General features: G+C 49.8%; 19 protein-coding genes and 2 pseudogenes. 14 read left to right on the top strand and 7 right to left on the bottom strand.

Annotation, left to right across the window (positions count from 1 at the left end):
• From AACV31_RS07345 to AACV31_RS07290, 12 genes and pseudogenes are all read left to right on the top strand, one after another.
• Positions 1–1,117 (top strand): RHS repeat-associated core domain-containing protein (locus tag AACV31_RS07345; protein ID WP_185155304.1); only part of this gene is annotated, 1,117 nt, incomplete at its 5' end.
• A gap of 12 nt (positions 1,118–1,129) precedes the next feature.
• The gene (locus AACV31_RS07340; protein ID WP_165156607.1) at positions 1,130–2,086 is read left to right on the top strand and encodes a hypothetical protein; all 957 of its coding nucleotides are present in this window, start codon (positions 1,130–1,132) and stop codon (positions 2,084–2,086) included.
• A gap of 81 nt (positions 2,087–2,167) precedes the next feature.
• A pseudogene (locus tag AACV31_RS07335) lies at positions 2,168–3,678 on the top strand (RHS repeat-associated core domain-containing protein); the annotation flags it as partial.
• Positions 3,675–4,268: an imm11 family protein gene (locus AACV31_RS07330; protein WP_165156609.1), complete on the top strand. Its 594-nt coding sequence runs from the start codon at positions 3,675–3,677 to the stop codon at positions 4,266–4,268. The pseudogene AACV31_RS07335 and the gene AACV31_RS07330, both read left to right, overlap by 4 nt.
• A gap of 93 nt (positions 4,269–4,361) precedes the next feature.
• Positions 4,362–5,714: pseudogene (locus AACV31_RS07325) on the top strand (RHS repeat-associated core domain-containing protein); the annotation flags it as partial.
• A 413-nt stretch (positions 5,715–6,127) separates the two neighbouring features.
• Positions 6,128–6,919: a hypothetical protein gene (locus AACV31_RS07320; RefSeq protein ID WP_165156613.1), complete on the top strand. Its 792-nt coding sequence runs from the start codon at positions 6,128–6,130 to the stop codon at positions 6,917–6,919.
• Positions 6,920–7,304: 385 nt separating this feature from the next.
• Positions 7,305–7,823, top strand: a complete 519-nt coding sequence (locus AACV31_RS07315) for a hypothetical protein (protein ID WP_255491363.1) — start codon at positions 7,305–7,307, stop codon at positions 7,821–7,823.
• A 213-nt stretch (positions 7,824–8,036) separates the two neighbouring features.
• Positions 8,037–8,555: a hypothetical protein gene (locus AACV31_RS07310; protein ID WP_255491364.1), complete on the top strand. Its 519-nt coding sequence runs from the start codon at positions 8,037–8,039 to the stop codon at positions 8,553–8,555.
• 383 nt (positions 8,556–8,938) lie between these two features.
• Positions 8,939–9,406: a hypothetical protein gene (locus AACV31_RS07305; protein WP_165156617.1), complete on the top strand. Its 468-nt coding sequence runs from the start codon at positions 8,939–8,941 to the stop codon at positions 9,404–9,406.
• 16 nt (positions 9,407–9,422) lie between these two features.
• The gene (locus tag AACV31_RS07300; RefSeq protein WP_255491365.1) at positions 9,423–9,896 is read left to right on the top strand and encodes a hypothetical protein; all 474 of its coding nucleotides are present in this window, start codon (positions 9,423–9,425) and stop codon (positions 9,894–9,896) included.
• 195 nt (positions 9,897–10,091) lie between these two features.
• Positions 10,092–10,493, top strand: coding sequence for a hypothetical protein (locus AACV31_RS07295; protein WP_165156587.1), 402 nt, complete (start codon positions 10,092–10,094; stop codon positions 10,491–10,493).
• Positions 10,494–10,995: 502 nt separating this feature from the next.
• Positions 10,996–11,385: a DcrB-related protein gene (locus tag AACV31_RS07290; protein ID WP_007766065.1), complete on the top strand. Its 390-nt coding sequence runs from the start codon at positions 10,996–10,998 to the stop codon at positions 11,383–11,385.
• Positions 11,386–11,446: 61 nt separating this feature from the next.
• Here AACV31_RS07290 and tpiA read toward each other — a convergent pair whose 3' ends face one another.
• Positions 11,447–12,214 (bottom strand): triose-phosphate isomerase, encoded by a 768-nt coding sequence (gene tpiA / locus AACV31_RS07285; protein ID WP_041924091.1) that lies wholly within the window; start codon positions 12,212–12,214, stop codon positions 11,447–11,449.
• 106 nt (positions 12,215–12,320) lie between these two features.
• Complete coding sequence (locus tag AACV31_RS07280; RefSeq protein ID WP_007766067.1) at positions 12,321–12,920, bottom strand: YiiQ family protein; 600 nt, start codon at positions 12,918–12,920, stop codon at positions 12,321–12,323.
• 114 nt (positions 12,921–13,034) lie between these two features.
• On the opposite strand from AACV31_RS07280, the gene AACV31_RS07275 reads away from it, so the two are divergent.
• Complete coding sequence (locus AACV31_RS07275; protein ID WP_007766068.1) at positions 13,035–13,454, top strand: DUF805 domain-containing protein; 420 nt, start codon at positions 13,035–13,037, stop codon at positions 13,452–13,454.
• On the opposite strand, the gene fpr is transcribed toward AACV31_RS07275, so the two are convergent.
• The 5 genes from fpr to AACV31_RS07250 all read right to left on the bottom strand — a co-directional run bounded on the left by fpr (position 13,455) and on the right by AACV31_RS07250 (position 19,262).
• Complete coding sequence (gene fpr / locus AACV31_RS07270) at positions 13,455–14,201, bottom strand: ferredoxin--NADP(+) reductase (RefSeq protein WP_041923053.1); 747 nt, start codon at positions 14,199–14,201, stop codon at positions 13,455–13,457.
• A 93-nt stretch (positions 14,202–14,294) separates the two neighbouring features.
• Entirely contained in the window at positions 14,295–15,305 is a 1,011-nt protein-coding gene (gene glpX, locus AACV31_RS07265; protein ID WP_165156618.1) for a class II fructose-bisphosphatase, read from the bottom strand.
• A 112-nt stretch (positions 15,306–15,417) separates the two neighbouring features.
• Positions 15,418–15,957: a mannitol operon repressor MtlR gene (mtlR, locus tag AACV31_RS07260; protein ID WP_007677674.1), complete on the bottom strand. Its 540-nt coding sequence runs from the start codon at positions 15,955–15,957 to the stop codon at positions 15,418–15,420.
• A 48-nt stretch (positions 15,958–16,005) separates the two neighbouring features.
• Positions 16,006–17,154, bottom strand: a complete 1,149-nt coding sequence (mtlD, locus tag AACV31_RS07255; RefSeq protein WP_007766081.1) for a mannitol-1-phosphate 5-dehydrogenase — start codon at positions 17,152–17,154, stop codon at positions 16,006–16,008.
• 188 nt (positions 17,155–17,342) lie between these two features.
• On the bottom strand, positions 17,343–19,262 hold the full coding sequence (locus tag AACV31_RS07250) for a PTS mannitol transporter subunit IICBA (protein ID WP_012814808.1): 1,920 nt from the start codon (positions 19,260–19,262) through the stop codon (positions 17,343–17,345).
• Between the two features lie 530 nt (positions 19,263–19,792).
• Between AACV31_RS07250 and AACV31_RS07245 the strand changes: the two genes are divergently transcribed.
• On the top strand, positions 19,793–20,401 hold the full coding sequence (locus AACV31_RS07245) for a glutathione S-transferase (protein WP_012814809.1): 609 nt from the start codon (positions 19,793–19,795) through the stop codon (positions 20,399–20,401).
• The last annotated feature ends 57 nt before the right edge of the window (positions 20,402–20,458 follow it).

The following is a 20,458-nucleotide window of genomic DNA, read 5'->3' as shown; positions in this document are numbered from 1 at the left end:
GCACCGCAACCCGGTGTGGCACAACCTGCTGCTGCGCCTCGACGGGCTGAAGCTGGATTATGACGGGTTCGGCAGGCTCACGCGCCGTCAGGATAAAAGCGGTGTGGTGCAGCATTTCGCCTATGACGATGAGCAGCGGGTAAGGGAGATTCGGTTTGAGGGGAACACGGAGTTCCGCCGGGTGGAATACCGCTACGACCCGCTGGGCCGCAGGACGCATAAAGTTTTGTGGCGCTATAGCGACCCGCAGCCGGAAACCATCCGCTTCGACTGGCAGGGCCTGCAACTGGCTGGTGAACAGAGCGACCGCGAGCCGGACCACTACGTTCAGTACGTCTACACCGAGGGCAGCTACGAGCCGCTGGCGCGCGTCGACAGTGTGTATGACGACTGCGAGATTTACTGGTACCACACCGAACTCAACGGCCTGCCGGAGCGGGTGACGGACGCGGAGGGCCAGACCGTCTGGCGCGGGCAGTTCAGCACCTGGGGCGAAACCGAACGCGAGCTCAGCGTGCCGCAGTGGCAGGTGCCGCAGAACCTGCGCTTCCAGGGCCAGTACCTCGACCGTGAAAGCGGGCTTCACTACAACCTGTTCCGTTATTACGACCCGGTGGCGGGGCGTTACACCCAGATGGACCCGATTGGGTTGCTTGGTGGGATTAATACCTATGGATATGTGCCGGACCCATTAACATGGGTAGATCCGCTTGGTCTGTGCTTCAGTAAGCGCTTAGGTGATTTTGGTGAATCCCACGTTAAATCTCAGCTCGAACGCTCAGGAAATTATGCAGATGTTTTTTCGGTGCAAAATAAATCTAATAACGGTATTGATTTAGTCGGTTTACGACATGACGGGAAATATGATTTCTTTGAAGTAAAAACAAATACAACCGGATCTGTCGGGAAATTAAGTGATCGGCAGCTAAGTTCAAAAGATTTTATTGAAACTGTTCTTGGAACAGATGTCCGGAAAGGAGGTTATGACCTTAACGGGCACAGGGTCAATGATATGTTGGATAATATGGGTGATACTTATGTTGTCGATGTTTTCGTTGAAAGAGCCTCTAATGGGCGTTGGTTTGTTTCAAAATATTTGATGAGCATTTGGGAGTAACGGAGTCAATAAATGAAGAAACTAATTAAAGAAATTGACGGTATTGTTAACTACGTCACCAAAGATGAGAAACAGTCATATGAAGACCTTAACGAGAGATTAGCCCGTTACCTGAAAGGGGAAACGGATCTTTCATATAAGTATTTTGTAAATGAAAAGGTAGGCTATCGTGTTGTACAAGAAGATATAGCCTCTGCCCTTTCGAGGAAATTCGACGAGTTTGCTATATATGCAAGGGATTTCTACTCCAATAAAGATGAAGATAGCTTCAATAAGTTAATAAATATATATTATATTCAACTGCTCGCAGTGACATCAGCTTTATTTATGAAAAAGAAATTGCCTGCGTTTTTGGATTCCAATATCAGTTCTTTAGGCTTACTTTCTTTTGCTTTTTTTAAAAAGGAAGAGCAGCTTAATGTTATGAAATACCTTCGCTTTTTTCTTGAAAATAAAATAAATGAGGCTAAGAGTAAAGGTAATGAAAACTTGGCTCGCTGTGAGGCTGGACATAGCATTCTTCCATTATTCATTGTGGTAGGTAATGATTTTTTTCAAATAGAAAAAGATCTTATACCTTTTAAAGACTTGTTTGATGGGAATGGTGTTTCCCTTAGTGAAGAAGTTACAGAAAATTTCAATGAAGTATATGGTTTTGCTTATAATAATTTTTTAAGTGATGACGCTGAAGTTGTGAATAAGGTCTTTACCTCTTTGGGGGATTTTCACGCTGAAAACTGTCGTAAAGATTCCAAAAAGTTTTATGTCTTTGATGCTACTGAATGGCAGTTTTTACCAAGTGAAATTTTATGTTTATTAAAAATAAGAGTAAATGCTGGTAAGGATATTGATTTTGTTTCTCATCCGACCATTGATATTTTTAAGCCTTTCATAAAAAAAGGTGATTTTACTTTAACTAGTGAAAATATAAAATTTAGAGATGTAATTTATAAAAATCTCCTAAATTAAAGTTTGCATTGTTTTATGTTTTAATTTTCCTTAACCATAAGTTCATTTAAGCTTGGCCGCGCGGGTAAAACCGCGCCACCCACCCTGCGCTACGGCACCGGCCACCTGCTGGAGATGTAGCTGCGTCACGGCGGGGCCACGCACACGCTGGCGGCCTATGGCCGCGACCGCCTGCACCGGGAAATCTCCCGCAGCCAGGGCGTGCTCTCGCAGGAGACCCGTTATGATTCCGCAGGCCGCGTCACGCAGCGCACGGTGCTGGATGCGCGACGCGAACTGGTGTTCGAGCGCCGCTACCGGTGGGACCGCACCGACCAGATAGTCCAGCAGATACACACCGATGCGACTCCGGCGACGCCCGGTGAAAAATACAGCCAGTACCTGTGGGGCTACGACGCCGCGGGCCAGGTCACGAAAGCCGTCGAACCGCAGAGAGAAGAGCGCTTTTTCTGGGATGCGGCGGGCAACCGCACCGAAGAGCACCGCAACCCGGTGTGGCACAACCTGCTGCTGCGCCTCGACGGGCTGAAGCTGGATTATGACGGGTTCGGCAGGCTCACGCGCCGTCAGGATAAAAGCGGCGTTATCCAGCAGTTCTTGTATGACGATGAGCAGCGGGTAAAAGAAATCACCTTCACCGGTCATGCGGAATTCAAAAAAGTGGAATACCGCTACGACCCGCTGGGGCGCAGGACGCACAAGATTCTGTGGCGTTACGGTGAGAAAGACCCGGAGACCATCCGCTTTGACTGGCAGGGCCTGCAACTGGCGGGTGAACAGAGCGACCGTGAGCCGGACCACTACGTTCAGATGTTTACACCGAAGGCAGCTACGAGCCGCTGGCGCGCGTCGACAGCGTTTTCGACGACTGCGAGATTTACTGGTACCACACCGAACTCAACGGCCTGCCGGAACGGGTGACCGACGCTGACGGCCAGACCGTCTGGCGCGGACAGTTCAGCACCTGGGGCGAAACCGAACGCGAACTCAGCGTGCCGCAGTGGCAGGTGCCGCAGAACCTGCGCTTCCAGGGCCAGTACCTCGACCGCGAAAGCGGGCTGCATTACAACCTCTTCCGTTATTACGACCCGGTCGCCGGGCGTTACACCCAGATGGACCCGATTGGGTTAGCGGGCGGGATAAATACCTATGCTTACACACCCAATCCATTAGTCTATATCGATCCATTAGGTTGGTGTTCCACTAAGCTTGGTAAAAATATGGGAGCACGGCCAAGGGATGGAATGGCAAACCATCACTTAATTCCTGAGGAGTTAATTAAAGATCCTAGATATAAGGTGATCTTTGATCGACTGAAAAAAATAGGCTGGGATGGTGATGGCGCTTCCAATGGCATTTTCCTTCCGGGAAGTGAAGATCTTGCCAAAACGATAGATATGCCGGGTCATTGGTCTAATCATCGGGAATACACTGGTGAGGTTCGTAAGAAACTTGAGAATGTGCTGCGTAAGGAAAGCAAACTTAGTGATACGCAGCTTGCTTTACATGTCAAAGATATACAAGATTGGGCCCGTGAAGGTTTAGAAAAGGGCATCTTTAATATTGATTTTAATAATGGGCGATTGCTATGACATTAGATAACAGCAAGTTTTTTGTAATCAATTTTAAGCCAGATGGTGAAGGGCTTCCTCATTACATTGACAAAGAGTACACGCCAGAATTGCCAACGTTTAATATTCATGATGGGTTGCCTAAGTTAACTGAATTTCATAACCACTATACTTTGAAAACGACGGTAGATAATTTAGTGGGAGATTATTACCCTTTAGATGATCTGGCCTCAGATGAAATGCTATCTTTATGCTCGGAATTGAATGTTCAATATTTCAATGTGCCTTTAAAGATTGAACTCAGTCATCGGATAGGGTTGTTTAAGAACTATAATTTATTTTATTTAAAGAAATATATATCCATAATCGATAAGGATAAGTCCGAGTATGAGATAGATGATTTCATTACCGATGATGAAAAAATTTATTTTAGCAAAATAGATAGATTTGTTGTTAAGGAGGGTGTGAATGACCATTTGTTCTTTTGTCCTGATGTTGGAAAGCCTGTGTGCTCCTTAGAGTTTAAAGAACGATTCACAAAGCAAGGGCTTGTTGGAATAGATTTTATAGTCATTGATAGTAATTACAAATATGATGAATGGGATAATTAATATTACTATAAATAGTCTGCGCTAAGTTAGGTAATAAAATAACAAGCAGTCGAATTATAACTAATTTTCGCGAGAGCTGACGACCGATAAACCACCGAGTACCGCCACAACACGCTGTCGCTGGAAATCCGCCGCGCCACGCGCGCCGAATGGCGGCAGGCGCTGCTGGAAGAGCGCGAGCCGGCGTGGGACGCCGTGCTGGTCTTCACCCGCAACGCCGCGGGCGAGCTGGTGAGCGAGGAGAACCACGGCGGGAAGTTTGAGTATGAGTACGATGCGCTGGGTAATCTCAGCAGCACGCGGTACCTGGATGGCCGGGAGCTTGCCAGCCTGCGCTACGGTACCGGCCACCTGCTGGAGATGCAGCTGCGCCACGGCGGGGCCACGCACACGCTGGCGGCATACGGCCGCGACCGTCTGCACCGGGAAATCTCCCGCAGCCAGGGCGTGCTCTCGCAGGAAACGCGTTACGACTCTGTCGGCCGCGTCACGCAGCGCACGGTGCTGGACGCCCGCCGGGAGCTTGTATTCGAGCGCCGCTACCGCTGGGACCGCACCGACCAGATAGTCCAGCAGATACACACCGATGCGACTCCGGCCACGCCGGGTGAAAAATACAGCCAGTACCTGTGGGGCTACGATGCTGCGGGTCAGGTCACAAAAGCCGTTGAACCGCAGAAAGAAGAGCGCTTCTTCTGGGATGCGGCGGGCAACCGCACCGGGGAGCACCGCAACCCGGTGTGGCACAACCTGCTGCTGCGCCTCGACGGGCTGAAGCTGGATTACGACGGGTTCGGGCGGCTCACGCGCCGTCAGGATAAAAATGGCGTAGTGCAGCATTTTGCTTACGACGATGAACAGCGGGTAAAAGAGATTACCTTCACCGGTCATGCGGAATTCAAAAAAGTGGAATACCGCTACGACCCGCTGGGCCGCAGGACGCATAAGGTTTTGTGGCGCTATAGCGACCCACAGCCGGAGACCATCCGCTTCGACTGGCAGGGGCTGCAACTGGCGGGTGAACAGAGCGACCGTGAGCCGGACCACTACGTTCAGTACGTCTACACCGAGGGCAGCTACGAACCGCTGGCGCGCGTCGACAGCGTTTTCGACGACTGCGAGATTTACTGGTACCACACCGAACTCAACGGCCTGCCGGAGCGGGTGACGGACGCGGACGGCCAGACCGTCTGGCGCGGACAGTTCAGCACCTGGGGCGAAACGGAGTGCGAACTCAGCGTGCCGCAGTGGCAGGTGCCACAAAACCTGCGCTTCCAGGGCCAGTACCTCGACCGCGAAAGCGGTTTGCATTACAACCTGTTCCGCTATTACGACCCGGTCGCCGGGCGTTATACGCAGATGGATCCGATTGGGTTAGCGGGCGGGATGAATACGTATTCTTACGTGGGTGATCCGCTGACAGGTATCGATCCTTTCGGACTAGCGCCTTGTCCAGTCAGAGAGGTTAATGACGCAAAAATATATGGCAAAGGGCAAGTTGATAAAACACCGGGCCATAACCAGTTCTCAGAAATCATCGCTAACAAATTAGCGATGAGTGGTAAGTTCAAAGAGATCTATTTAAATAGATCATATAGTTTTGCTCATGGTCCCGGTGTTTCAGGAAGAAGACCTGATATTATGGCTATTGATATTAATGGGAAAACACATTCTATTGAACTCGCTTCAAAAACAGATATGGGTAAGAAATTACCAACATTAACAACACGAAACCAAACCGCAATGAGTAACCTGCCCGGTTCACAGCAGGGTGAGATCATTGTATTTAAACATCAATATGATGCTTATCACATAAAATCCGTACTAGATGACTTAATTGAGAGTATATAGGAGATAGTATGACTTTTGGCGTGGCTATTTATGGTACAAATGAAGTTACTCCTGTTGATGCGTTTGATGAAAGCTCTCGCTTTTTTGAAATTATTAAGATCAATCCAAATGCACAGGGTTATTACGCTTTTTGCAAAACCTCTGGAGACGAAGACATTGACTTCATTGAGGCTGATTTAGAACATCTGAAAATTGCTTTAGATAAAGGAAAAGCAAAAGATTTTAGAGTATATCATGAAAGTAATAAAGATGAACCATGGAAGGCAGCCTTCGGTTTCTCTACCAAAGAATTTGGTGGCTTTTTTCATATCGATCTTCAATATGAGGGTAACGATTTTAGTGCACTAATTTTATTTTTGGAGGAGTTCTTTAAAAATAATTTTGCGTCTTATGCTATTGGTTATAAATGCAGTGATGTATATGACGCATACCATTATGCTGCCGGAGAAAATATGGTCAAGATTTTTCCTTGGGAAAATGCACTGGCTTTTAATAAAGAAACTGATGGTAGATTTAAAGGTGAAGCTCGATTCAATTCTACTATGTTAAGACTGGTTTATCCTTTAAATATAATTAATTCTTCTCACCTAGAAATTAAATTAGGTGAGTTAACTTTATCAGAAATTATAAAAAGAAATTCATGGGGGCAATTAAAAAAAATCGATGGTGCTGATGATCGATGGTTATGGGCTGTGCAAGAGGAACTATTAGAACAAATAAATAACGAGCTTGGATCTCAGCGGGTGCTAATTTCTTGGAAGAAATACGTGCCTAAAAAAGGTAAAATGTTACCCAGATAGAAATTAATTATTAACTAATTACTTTATTATAAGCATTCAGGGCGGACTGTCCGCCTGATTCTGCATATAGAATGAAAGGATAAGGGGTATGCTTATTTTTAATAATAACTCAGGAGTTAATATCACAAAGATAACAATACTCCGTAGATGCATAATCTAATATCAATTCACCCAGAAAAGCAAGTTAATGCTATTAAATGAATAGCTTAATATTATATAAGTATTATTATTGCTATCTATTTTTATAATATCCATTTGGTAGTCATTCAAGGGCCGAAAATATATTAATTATTTTGATCTTCGATATCGATAGCGCTGGTGGTGCTTTAGGTAACTATAAAGACCATAGTCTTTGGTCAAGGATATTTAGTAAAGGATATTCGTAATGAATAACGAATATATATTAGAACCACTTGACTTTTTATTCTCAGAACAACTTTTCAAAGGTGTTGATGAACAAAATTTGAGTGATTTTTTACTTGTTAAAAGTAGGGAAGATGCGTTTATGTATGCATTTGAACAAAATCTCCCATCGGGTTATAAAATTTGGCAGGATGTTTTGTCGGAATACGAGCAAAAATTACGTGCCAATAGTTTATTTTCAAGGGCACAGGATTTTGTCTCAGCTGAATTGGAAAACCGCCAAAAGCAAAATTCCTCTCTACTTTTAGAATATAGGAGGAGGAAGATAAAAAAAACAAACTCTGAATATGATGATTTTTTATTTTCTGAAGCCAGGCAAGATGCGTTTTCTGTTTTATCTCTTGTTTGCATCAATCGATATCTTGATAATGAAATAAAAGATGATTTTTTTGAGAGAGTATATGGCCTTTATAAACTTGGCGGTTGGGTATGTGGTGTGAAGGAAGAACAGTTATTATTATTTAATCCTAATTTAATTTAATAATATGTGGGCATATTGATGCCTGCATATTTTTTTGTGAATTACTGGGAATAACTACAACTTAACTTTCTTAGCTTGTAACTTATCAATGAGCGTAATGGTCTTTGCATTATTTGCCTATGTTAAGGTAAAGGACGCCATATCACATTTTAATTCAGAGCGAAGGTTTCATATAACATTGGAGTGATTATGCAAGTTTTTGTGGATGTTTACATGGAGCCTATGCTGTTTTCCCGCAAACCTGAGTTTCTTGCTGGAAGCAATGGAGATATATTAAACCTAGAAAATATTAATGATGAGAAGTTGGCTGTGCATCTTCTTTTTGATCAACAATTGCCTGAACAATATTTGGTATGGAGTGATTTTTTTGCCGAGATTACTTCCGAATTATATTTAAACCCTCTTTATAAAGAATCGCAGGAAGCTATTAAGAAGCAAATGATGATTCCAAAAGGGGATGCTTTAAAAGAAAATATCAGAAAGCGTAAAGCATATCTTTTAAAGAAGAAGATGGGGCTTGCGGGAAATAGAAAATATGAGGACTTTATAAGCGAAGTTAGTGATGAGGCTATATATATGTTGAGTATGATTTCAACTCAGCGATATATTAATGGAATTGTGCCGGGTTCACCTCTTGAAGAAATATATGAGATATTTAAAGCGGGGGGTATGCCTTGTGGTGTGAAAAAAAATACTAATATTGTAGTATTCAATCCTGCTGTTTTAAAGTGACTTTAATTTTTTTATTAAATGCGTAGCTTTATCTGAGGCAATTCATTTTTTAATATCAGTTCTGTGATGTTATAGTCTCAACAAATAGTTTTTTGTTGAAATTATTAATATCGCGTTTGTAAAGGAAATTTATCTCACCGCCCGGGAAAGCTCAGAGCACCGTACCGAGTACCGCCACAACACGCTGTCGCTGGAAATCCGACGCGCCACCCTTACCGAATGGCGGCAGGCGCTGCTGGAAGAGCGGGAACCGGCGTGGGACGCCGTACTGGTCTTCACCCGCAACGCCGCCGGCGAGCTGGTGAGCGAGGAGAACCACGGCGGGAAGTTTGAGTACGAGTATGACGCGTTTTTGCTTGAACATTTTCCGTAAGGATTAAACTATGAGATTTTTAAATTCAGAGTTGCTAAGTGATTGGTTACGTCATGGAGCAATCATTAGTAATGTTGATTTGTCTAAGGATTTCTATCATATATTAAGTGACCTGCCATGGCTGGCAGGTCACCTGGATTTTAATAAATTCAACAGGTTGAGTATATCTCTAAGCAACTTGCTAAATGATGAAGGCGATATTTGTTTCGAGAAAATTTACTGTTGGTTAAGTGGCCATGAGATAATAAAGGCTAAATATATCGCATTTTGGTATTCGGAAGATCGACCATGCATTATATGTGATAAAGATTTCGGGTTGGTGAATATTGACTCTGCTTATTGGGGAGTGCCGGGGTGGAATTATATGTTTGGTTGCGTAATCGTTAATGGAGTTATTACTGCAAATTATAATGAAATCCTTTGTTATGACTCTGCAAATACACTTGCACTTGTAAGAAACGTATCACATAAAGAGTAATTTGGCGGAAATGCAGGTGTTCCGTTATGACGTCACTGGTCGCGTCACGCAGCGCGGTGCTTTTATAGGTAATATTATGAAAATTATTAATAAATATGCTGTATGGTATTCATTACACTCAGATTATGAACAGATCCAGAGCTATTTTAATAAAGAAAAAGGGTTTTCTAAATTCGAAAAGGATTTTTATTTAAAAAATCGCTTTATAGATTATGATCATGTCGTCTCAATTTGGTATGGGAAAGAATATGGTGAGCTAGGCGATCTTTTTGATAATCCTGAACTTGAAAGTGCTTTTTATTTTATCACAAAGCCTGTCGCCGAAAGACTCATGATTTTAGGAATTGATAAAGTCAGTTATGTCTTCGCCATACCTGATTTTGAATATAAGGAAAATAATAGCAATTGTGATGTTTTGAAATTTTTAGATAATATTACTTGTTCACAGCAATCCTCATCGTGGTTGGATGAAATTTTAAATGACCTGTAAAATAAAAAAACAATCGTTTTTAAATAAGTTTTGCTTACGTTTTACGCTAATGATTCACCTTAAAAACTTATGTGCTTTTTGTGATCATTTATTTTTACAATATAAAGCTGTTTTTTTATACTGTATGGTAGGGCTGATTGGTATAGATATTAATGATTATTCTTTAGGGTTTATTACGGGATATTAAATAATAAAATGGGCAATAATAAAATAAATAAATTTTATGTTTCAATGATTTGGCAATCTCTTGCTGAAGACCCTAATATGGATGGCTCTTTTGTGGGGCTAAACTTAGCTAATGAAGAAAGTCTTTATATAGTCCTCAAGAATTTAATGAAGCCCTCTTTTGATGATTTTCCTCAATTCATAAAGGAAAGATGCAAAAACAGCTTAGCATTCGCTATAAATTTTTATGATGAAAAGCTCCTTGTTCGTCTGTATGAGTCAGCAGTTCCCGTATTTAATCCTCCTGATAATATGGATATTAAACAGTTTTATGTGGCTGTATGGCGGTTCCTTTTCCCGGGGGAAGAATTTTTAATAAAAAATGCGGGTGATTATATTGAAATCGCTTTTCATGACTTATATAAAAAATAGTATGTAGAAGATGAAGAGTTGCATGAGCGTAAGATGTGCTTCTGTAAAAGAAGCTGATTAAGGTTGTTTGTATCTCTATGCACAAGATAGCGCCCGGTGGTTTTTCCTATTTCTGTCGCCTTTCAACCTTTATCAGCCTGATTTAACCTGCTGCTTTTTATCAATTAATGCTTATCTGTTGCCGCATGGGTTATATTGCCTGATCATATACACAGTAAAATTATAAGAAAATATCAACTTATGGCGGCTTTTGCATAACCTCAAAGCATATAACCCACTGTCTCTGTTGAATAAATTTCACATAAGGCAGGAAATTTCCGTCAGGCCTTTTAATTGGCAGACGAAACGCGTTATCCTCTGCCGGAAATGAGTTTTATCTCAATGTAAATAAATCCATCAGTATTGTGAGCTCTTTATTATGTCGGTCACCCGTGCGGTGCCGTGTTTTCTTTTTTAGCAGGTAGCAGAGCGTGTTACGCCCAATATAGATAAAGACTAAGTTATGAATTTATTCCCCGTTAGTGACAGTAACGTAAGTGAATTAACCTTTGTGGTTTCCCGAGCCTCTGCCAATGCGGATGATAAAGTCCATGCCGTCGCGGCCCGCATCGTCAGAGAAATGGAAACGTCTCTACCCGACTTCCGTCTGGAATCAACGGAAATGACCATTATCGACGGCGAACCGGCGGTCGATATGTTTTATCAGTATATGGAAGACAATACGCCGGTGTTCCAGCGCCAGACGGTGATCCTGATAAATGATGCGCAGGAAGGCAAAAAAATGGTGTGCTATATCGGCACCTGCCTTGGTGAGTTTCTGGAGTCACATCACTGGCAGTATCAGGAAATTATGCAGAGTATTAAGTTTCACCGTCAGCGAAAAAGCGCCTGAGGACGTGTGAAAGCGCAGGGAAGGGATGAAAGAGCGCCGCCCGAATGAGCGGCGCAGAGCATTACGCTTTTTTCGCTTCTTCAGCGGCTTTCACGATAACCGCGAACGCGTCCGCCTTCAGAGAGGCGCCGCCAACCAGCGCGCCGTCGATGTCCGGCTGGGTGAAGAGTTCTGCCGCGTTAGCCGCGTTTACAGAACCGCCGTACTGAATGATAACCTGCTCGGCGACTTTCGCGTCAGCTTTGGCGATGTGGTCACGGATGAATTTGTGAACCGCCTGCGCCTGCGCCGGGGTAGCGGATTTGCCGGTACCGATAGCCCATACGGGTTCGTAAGCAATCACAACGCCTTCGAACGCGGCGGCGCCCTGGGTTTTCAGCACGGCGTCAAGCTGACGTGCGCACACTTCTTCCGTTTTGCCCGCTTCGTTTTCAGCTTCGGTTTCACCGATGCACAGTACCGGAACCAGACCCTGCGCTTTCAGCACGGCGAATTTCTTCGCGATCAGCTCGTCAGATTCCGCGTGATAAGTACGACGCTCGGAGTGGCCGATAATGATGTATTTCGCGCCGATATCTTTAAGCATTTCAGCGGAAGTTTCACCGGTGAACGCGCCGGAGAGGTTAACGTCGACGTTCTGAGCGCCAAGAATGATGTGGCTGCCAGCGGCGGCTTGCTTCGCCAGATCCAGATACATCGCCGGCGGGGCGATCGCTACGTCACAGCCAGATACGCCAGCCAGCTCTTTACGCAGGTTAGCTACCAGCTCGTTTACCATGTGGCGGCTGCCGTTCAGTTTCCAGTTACCCATCACTAAAGGATGTCGCATTTTCATTCTCCACGCGCTAAGCGAATTAAGGAATATTGCTGCCCGTCAGGCAGCGCGGTCTGTGAAACAGTATAGAGATTCGAACCTGGAAAGGCTTTGCTTTTTGTCATTTATTGCTCCCTTCCAGCGTTTGCGATAGCGCCAGCTTAATCGGTTCAACAGCGAAGGTCAGGCCCTTTTCGCCGCTGTCTGCCACTATATAACGAATCGCGCCCTCCGCCTGGCTGAAGTAGCGTTTGCCCTTGCCATCGGTCAGTAAGCGCGTCAGCCGCTGCTGGCTCTGCGCTTTGCCCATTTTCGGCGTGAAGCTCCTGAGCAGCGCCGCCATATACTCCAGCGCTTTGGCTTTCGCGGCTTTCTGCTCCGGCCCCTGAATGGGCAGCCAGGTTATCTGGATGCTTTTGATTTTCAGCGTGCCGCGTTCCAGCGCCGTGGAGGCATAGAGATTTTCATTAATCTTGCTGGCCGCGCGCATCAGATTGACCTTATCGCCTTTCACGTCGATGGCGCGAAATTCATTGAGCGGCAGTGCGGGATTATCGGCATTGAACCGTTCGCGAAACTGGGAAATCGAGAGGTCAAAGGTGGGCGAACCGGGCAGCAGGTACGGCGCGGTCGGCGTCAGCGTCTGTGGGTCGGTTTCGGCATCGGCGAAGCGCGCCGCCAGCGGCAGCGTCAGAAAAAGAAGATAAAACAGCGGCTTCATGATTCACCTTTCCCGGTTGCGTATCACAGCGATTAAAACCATATCGGGCTGGCTTGTCAAAACCCGTCCGCACCAGGGTAAACTGTGCGCCACGCACACAGTAAGGTTTACGCTATGACCCTTCAGCAATGGTTGTTCTCTTTTAAAGGCCGTATTGGCCGCCGTGATTTTTGGGTATGGATGGCGCTCTGGGTGGCGTCGATGATTATCCTTTTTACCCTGACAGGCAACGATTTACTCAATACGCAGACCGCGGCGTTTATGCTGGTTTGTCTGCTCTGGCCGACGGCGGCGGTAGTGGTGAAACGCCTCCACGACCGCGGCAAATCGGGCGCGTGGGCGCTGTTGATGATCCTCGCGTGGATGCTGCTCGCCGGTAACTGGGCGGTGCTGGGCGGCGTCTGGCAGTGGGCCGTGGGGCGCTTCATCCCGACGCTTATCATGGTCATGATGGTGCTGGACCTGGGCGCGTTTCTCGGCACCCAGGGCGAGAACAAATACGGCAAAGAAACGCTGGATGTGAAGTACCGCTGATTACCAGTAGTGCTCCGCCGTCATATGCCCAGGTCGGCGGCGCAGATGCTTCGCCATCTGACGGGTATCTTTGAGCAACTGCTGCGTATCGCGCACCATCTGCGGGTTACCGCACAGCATGACGTGACTGGTCGCGGTGTCCATCGGCAGCCCGACCGCCTCTTCCAGCGCGCCGCTCTCAATCAGCGCTGGCACGCGCCCGGTCAGCGAGCCAGACACCGTTTCACGGCTCACCACCGTCTGTACCCGTAACTTGCCTTCGTAGCGCTGTTGCAGCTCCAGCATCAGCGGTAAGTAGCTCAAATCCTGGGCGTAGCGCACCGCATGCACCAGCACGATATTTTTGAAGCGCTCCAGATCTTTGCCTTCCTGCAGAATCGACAGATACGGGCCGATAGCGGTGCCGGTCGCGAGCATCCATAACGTCTCGCACTCAGGAATTTCTTCCAGCACGAAAAAGCCCGCCGCGTCGCTCACCACCATTACTTCATCACCGGGCTGCATCGCGTGCAGCCGTGGGCTGAGTTTGCCCTCCGGCACCGTCACCAGATAAAACTCCAGATCCGGGTTGCCCGGCGCGTTGACGTAAGAATAGGCGCGCTGCACGCGCTCGCCGTCAATCTCAAGACCCAGCTTGGTGAATTGTCCGGCGGTGAAAGGCGCGACAGGGGCGTTAACCACGAGACTGAAGAGAGAATCGGTCCAGTGCTGAACCCGAACCACTTTACCTGTAACCCAATCCGCCATGTTTCGCTCCTGTGTTAACTGTTGCTTTATCTTCGCCAGCGCCGCGTGGCATTTCCAGCCCGAAAGGGCCGGAAAGCTCATTCAGACAAACGATTACAAAATGTGCGTCTGGATCTCCGGGTCTTTGCGATCGAGATAGTGAATCGACTGAATACGACGAATGGTGCGTGATTTGCCGCGGATCAGCAGCGTCTCGGTGGTGGCGATATTGCCCTTGCGGGTAATGCCGTCCAGTAGATCGCCTTTGGTGATGCCGGTCGCCGAGAAAATCACGTTATCGTTATGCGCCATCTCATCAAGCTTCAGCACGTTGCCCGCCACGATGCCCATCGCCTGACAGCGCGCCAGCTCCTGCTCGCCGATGCGGCGGTTTTCCGGCGTATCGCCTTTCACGATGTGGCGCGCCAGCAGACGGCCCTGCATATCGCCATCCAGTGCGCGGATTACCGCCGCCGAGACCACGCCTTCCGGCGCGCCGCCGATGCCGTACAGCACGTCGACTTCGCTTTCCGGCATGCAGGTCAGAATAGAGGCCGCCACGTCGCCGTCGGGAATGGCGAATACGCGCACGCCGAGCAGCTGCATCTGCGCGATGACCGCATCGTGGCGCGGCTTGGCGAGAATAGTGACGGTGAGTTCGCTAAGCGATTTACCGAGCGCGGCGGCGATGTTTTTCAGGTTCTGCTCAAGCGGCAGATTGAGGTCGATAACGCCTTTCGCGCCGGGGCCGACAATCAGCTTTTCCATATACATATCGGGCGCGTTCAGGAAACTGCCCTTATCGCCCACGGCCAGCACCGCCAGCGCGTTAGCCTGGCCCATCGCCGTCATGCGCGTGCCCTCGATAGGATCGACCGCGATATCGACCGCATCACCGTTACCGGTGCCGACCTTCTCGCCGATGTAGAGCATCGGCGCTTCATCGATTTCCCCTTCGCCAATCACAATCTGCCCGTCGATATCGACTTTATTGAGCATAATGCGCATGGCGTTAACGGCCGCGCCGTCGGCGAGGTTTTTATCGCCGCGTCCCAGCCACTTGTACCCGGCCAGCGCCGCCGCTTCGGTGACGCGTGAAAATTCGATGGCAAGTTCTCGTTTCATGACTCTTTTCCGCAAGATTAACTGCGTCGGAGTGTAGCACAGAGCGGGTAACGGCTGTTACGGAGGGGCTGACCGGTGGGAGGGGGACAGAAGCGCTACGCGGCCACCGAAGCTACTTCTGGAAGGCTTTTTTTAAGCTTATCCTTGAGAGCAATTCGGTCAGGGAAAGAACCATGGTGGAGCGCACGACCTGCTGGTAGCGCTGTTTTTGCATCTGGATCAGCTGTGGGTCGCTGCTTTCGAGGGCGGGCGGCGCGGGAGGCAGCGCGGCAACGCAATGCAGCTCGCCGAAGGGCCCGAGGATTTCATCGTCGGTAAAGGCGTAGTCGTTGCCGTCGTGATTCAGCTCTTCGCGCAGCGCCATCAGGAGTTCGCAGTCTTCATACTCGGCGCGGCTTATCACGCCGAGTCCATAAATCAGCTTCAGGCGCACGGAGAGATCGCCCAGCGGGCCGCTGCCGTCGAGCAACGGCTCAACGGCGTATTTGACCGCGTAGTCGTCTTTACGGAACACCTGCAACACCAGAATATTGACCGCCTCGGTGAGCAGTTCAACGGCGGCGATCAACAAACTTCTTACGGTTTTGCCAGCATTCAGACGCTCAAGCACACGGTTTTCAAAGGCCTGGGTTTCTTCCATCATTGCCTGCATATCTGACACGTCATCAGCGGGCGCAGACTCAGCCGCGCCCGTTATTCATTACGCTGTTGCGTTATACGCCTGTACGGCCAACGCCACGACATCGCTGTTGGCGTCCAGACCGGAAACCTGCGCCAGCGCGGCCTGCGGGCCTTTATCGGCGATAAGCTGCGCCAGCTCCTGCGCCTGCGGATCGTCTTCACTGCGGAAATGCATCGCGGCGGCGATACCCAGCACCAGATTCTGGTGCGGCAGGCCATATTCCAGCGTGCCCAGCAGCGGCTTAATGAGACGGTCGCCCGCGCTCAATTTGCGCAGCGGCTGACGGCCAACGCGTTCCACGTCGTCTTTCAGGTACGGGTTTTCAAAACGGCCGAGAATTTTCTCGATGTACGCGGCATGTTTCGCGTCATCAAAGCCGTAGCGTTTAATCAACACCGCGCCGCTCTCTTCCATCGCGCCGCGCACCACCAGACGAATTTTCTCATCCAGAATCGCGTCGCGAATGGTCTGATGACCGGCCTGTTTTCCGAGGTAGGCGGTTATAGCATGCCCGGTGTTCAGGGTGAAGAGCTTGCGTTCAACAAATGCCATCAGATTGTCGGTCAGCTCCATGCCCGCGATAGTGGGCAGCTCGCCTTTGAACTGGGTTTTGTCGACAATCCACTCGCTGAAGGTTTCAACGGTTACTTCCAGCGGATCGCGCGCGGCGGATTCCGACGGCGGTACGATACGGTCAACGGCGGAATCGACAAAACCGACGTGGCTTTCCACCCAGGCTTTGTCGCTCTCTGCCAGCGCGTTAAACACATGGGTTTTCAGCTGGCTGGTGCCGCGCACCATGTTTTCACAGGCGATGATATTGAGCGGACGCTCGTTACCCTGCGCTTTGCGTAGCGCCAGGCCTTTGGCGACCGCCGGGGCGATACGCTCCAGCACGACGGGGCCGACGGCGGTCGTGACGAGATCGACGGTGGCGATAAGCGTCACGACATCGTCACTGGTGCTGTTGACCGCATCCACGCCGGAAACGGTATCCGTCTGCTCCTGCTCGCCCACCACGCGCACCTGGTAGCTGTGACGCGCGTTTAAGGCGTCCAGCACCGTCTGGTTCACGTCGGCGAACGTCAGGCCGATGCCCGCGTCAGCGAGTAGTTTGCCAATAAAGCCACGACCAATATTACCTGCGCCAAAATGTAATGCTTTCATGGGAATACCTTCTTACTTAAAGCGGAAACTCTATCACCCGAGAGGGCGGGGGAAAGGGTGCTGCGTGCGACCTCCCTTTCCCTTGCCCTCTCCCTGTGCGGGAGAGGTAAGGTTGCCCTGGTGGAGCACAAACATCTCAATAGCTTCTCAATAGCGAAGAGAGGGACAGTGTCCCTCTCTGCATGGTCTTACGCCACGGTTTTACCGGAGAGCAGCGCCAGCACTTCATCGACGCTGTTGGTATGCGCCAGGCGCTCAATCACGCTTTCATCATCCAGCGCATTGGTCAGGCTGGTAATGACCTGAATGTGCTCGTTATTGCGCGCCGCGATACCAATCACCAGGCGGGCGATATCGTCTTCTTCTTCACCGAAACGCACGCCCTGCGGATACTGGCAGAACACGACGCCGGTTTTCAGTACGCGGTCTTTGGCTTCAACGGTGCCATGCGGAACCGCGATGGACTCGCCGAGATAGGTCGGGGTGAGTTTTTCGCGCTCCAGCATCGCGTCTACATATTCCGGCTGAACGTAACCGCCTTTCACCAGCTGCTCGCCCGCAAAGCGAATCGCCTCTTCTTTATTCGCCGCCTGACGGCCCAGGAAGATGTTGTCTGCGCTGAGCTTAAACAGATGGCTGTCGTTGGCGTCGAAGCTGTCCTGCAGGCTGGTGCGGACTTTCTCTTCGTTCTGCGTATGACGCTGCGCGGCAACCAGACGTTCGGTCAGGCCAGCGTACAGGCCGCTGTCCAGGAAGTTGGTCAGCGAAATATGCTGCGCGTGCGGCGCCTGGCGCATGGCGCGCTCGGTTAAATCGCGGTGGGTGATAACCAGATCCACATCGCCCGGCAGGCTGTTAATCGCGCTGTTGGTGACGGAAATATGGCTCAGGCCCGCATCCTGCACTTTCTTACGCAGCACGCCGGCGCCCATGGCGCTGGAGCCCATACCGGCGTCGCAGGCGACGATGATTTTACGCACGTGGCTCAGGTCGTTGCTCAGATCCGCGTTCGCCGCGGTTGCCGCGCCTTTAGACTGCGCTTTCATATCCTGCATGCGACGGGTCGCGGCATCGATATCGTCTTCTTCTTTCACTTTGCTGGTTTTCAGCAGGATGGCGGCTACCACGAAGGAGACAGCCATCGCGGCGAAAATCGCCACCAGGTTTGCGAAGTACGCGCCTTTCGGCGTCATCGCCAGCACCGCCAGGATAGAGCCCGGAGACGCCGGAGAAACCAGGCCGCCGTTCAGTACGGTCAGGCAGAATACGCCGGTCATACCGCCCAGGATAACGGCGAGGATCAGACGCGGGTTCATCAGCACATACGGGAAGTAGATTTCGTGGATACCGCCCAGGAAGTGGATGATAGCCGCGCCGCCCGCAGACTGTTTGGCGCTGCCGCGGCCAAAGAACATGTACGCCAGCAGAATACCCATACCCGGGCCCGGGTTGGCTTCAATCAGGAAGAAGATCGATTTGCCCAGTTCATGCGACTGCTGAATGCCCAGCGGCGAGAAGATGCCGTGGTTGATGGCGTTGTTGAGGAACAGGATTTTCGCCGGTTCAACAAAAATCGACGCCAGCGGCAGCATGTCGTGAACCACCATGAAGTTCACGCCCGCGGCCAGTACTTTCGAGAGTACTTCTACCGCCGGGCCAATGCCGAGGAACGCCAGAATCGCGAGGATCATACCGATGATGCCCGCGGAGAAGTTGTTCACCAGCATTTCAAAGCCGGATTTGATTTTGCCATCGACCGAGGCGTCGAATTTCTTGATGCAGAAGCCGCCCAGCGGGCCTGCAATCATCGCGCCCAGGAACATCGGGATGTCCGCGCCGACGATAACGCCCATGGTGGTAATCGCGCCCACCACGCCGCCACGCTCGCCGCCGACCAACTTACCGCCGGTATAGCCGATAAGCAGCGGCAGCAGGTAGGTGATCATCGGGCCGACTAGCTTCGCCAGCGTCTCGTTTGGCCACCATCCTGTGGGAATAAATAACGCGGTGATAATACCCCAGGCGATAAACGCGCCGATGTTAGGCATTACCATATTGCTGAGAAAGCGACCAAAGCTTTGCACTTTGATCTTGATATCGGATGACATAGAACACCCCTTCTTATGTTTACGCGCAGGCTTGCGGCCCGAGGTTTATTGTTAACGTGGCGGCAGAGGTAGCCGGACCCATGCTCTGATGACGCGAAATCTGGCACTGAATCGCGATGGTGTCCAGACAGGCCCTTTAAGTGTGATCGTGATCACGCGATGCCGGGGTGATCGGGGTGTTGTAGCGTGATTTAAATCACAAAAAAGACGTGTAAAAAAAAGACAATGCGCAAAATGTCACCGTCACAACCCCTTAAATGTGAAGAGAATCACATTTTCATTCGGCATCTTTGTTATTCATTTGTGATGTGAATCACAAAATATTTCCCAGGAATAATCTGATCGGGCGTCGTACATTTTTCACTCACGTTAACAAGGATAATCTGTAAGAAAGTTACAGCAGGGAAATGACGAAAAAAGGCGGCGGCCAGGCGAGCCTCGCCGTGCGTTTTAGCGCGCCGCCGCGCGTCCTTTTGGCGTATCCTGACCCATACTTATCTTTCCCTGGCGTTAACGTAAAAGGACCCGGCATGAAACTTATCGGTAGTTACACCAGCCCGTTTGTACGCAAAATCTCTGTGATGCTGCTCGAAAAAGGCATCGTGTTTGAGTTCGTAAATGAATCGCCCTATGCCGAACAGAACGGCATGGCGCAGTACAACCCGTTGGGGAAAGTGCCGGCGCTGGTGACCGACGAGGGCGAGACCTGGTTTGATTCGCCCATCATCGCGCAGTATATCGAGCTGCTGGATGCCCAACCGGCGCTGGTGCCGCAAGCGCCGCGCGCGGCGCTGAAAGTACGCCAGCTGGAGGCGCTCGCCGACGGCATTATGGACGCGGCGCTGGTTTCGGTACGCGAGCAGGCGCGCCCGGCGGAGCAGCAGTCGGAAAGTGAACTGCTGCGCCAGCGGGAGAAAATCAACCGCGGCCTCGACGCGCTGGAAGGGTATGTGGCTGACGGCACGCTGAAGGCCGACGAACTGACGCTCGCCACCATCGCGACGGCCTGCGCCATCGGCTATCTCAACTTCCGTCGCGTGGCGCCAGGCTGGTGCGCGCAGCGTCCGCATCTGGTGAAACTGGTGGAAGCGCTCTTTACCCGCGACAGCTTCGCGCGTACCGAGCCGCCCAGCGCCTGACCGGGCGCGAACCGCCCTTTATTGCGCTGACCGTGCGCGGGGACTGAACTGCCCCGC

The sequence above is a fragment of the Cronobacter sp. EKM101R genome (genome assembly GCF_963888145.1).
GTDB classification, from domain to species: domain Bacteria; phylum Pseudomonadota; class Gammaproteobacteria; order Enterobacterales; family Enterobacteriaceae; genus Cronobacter; species Cronobacter turicensis.
Note: the sequence above shows the minus strand (reverse complement) of the source record. Positions and strands in the feature narration are given on the sequence as shown.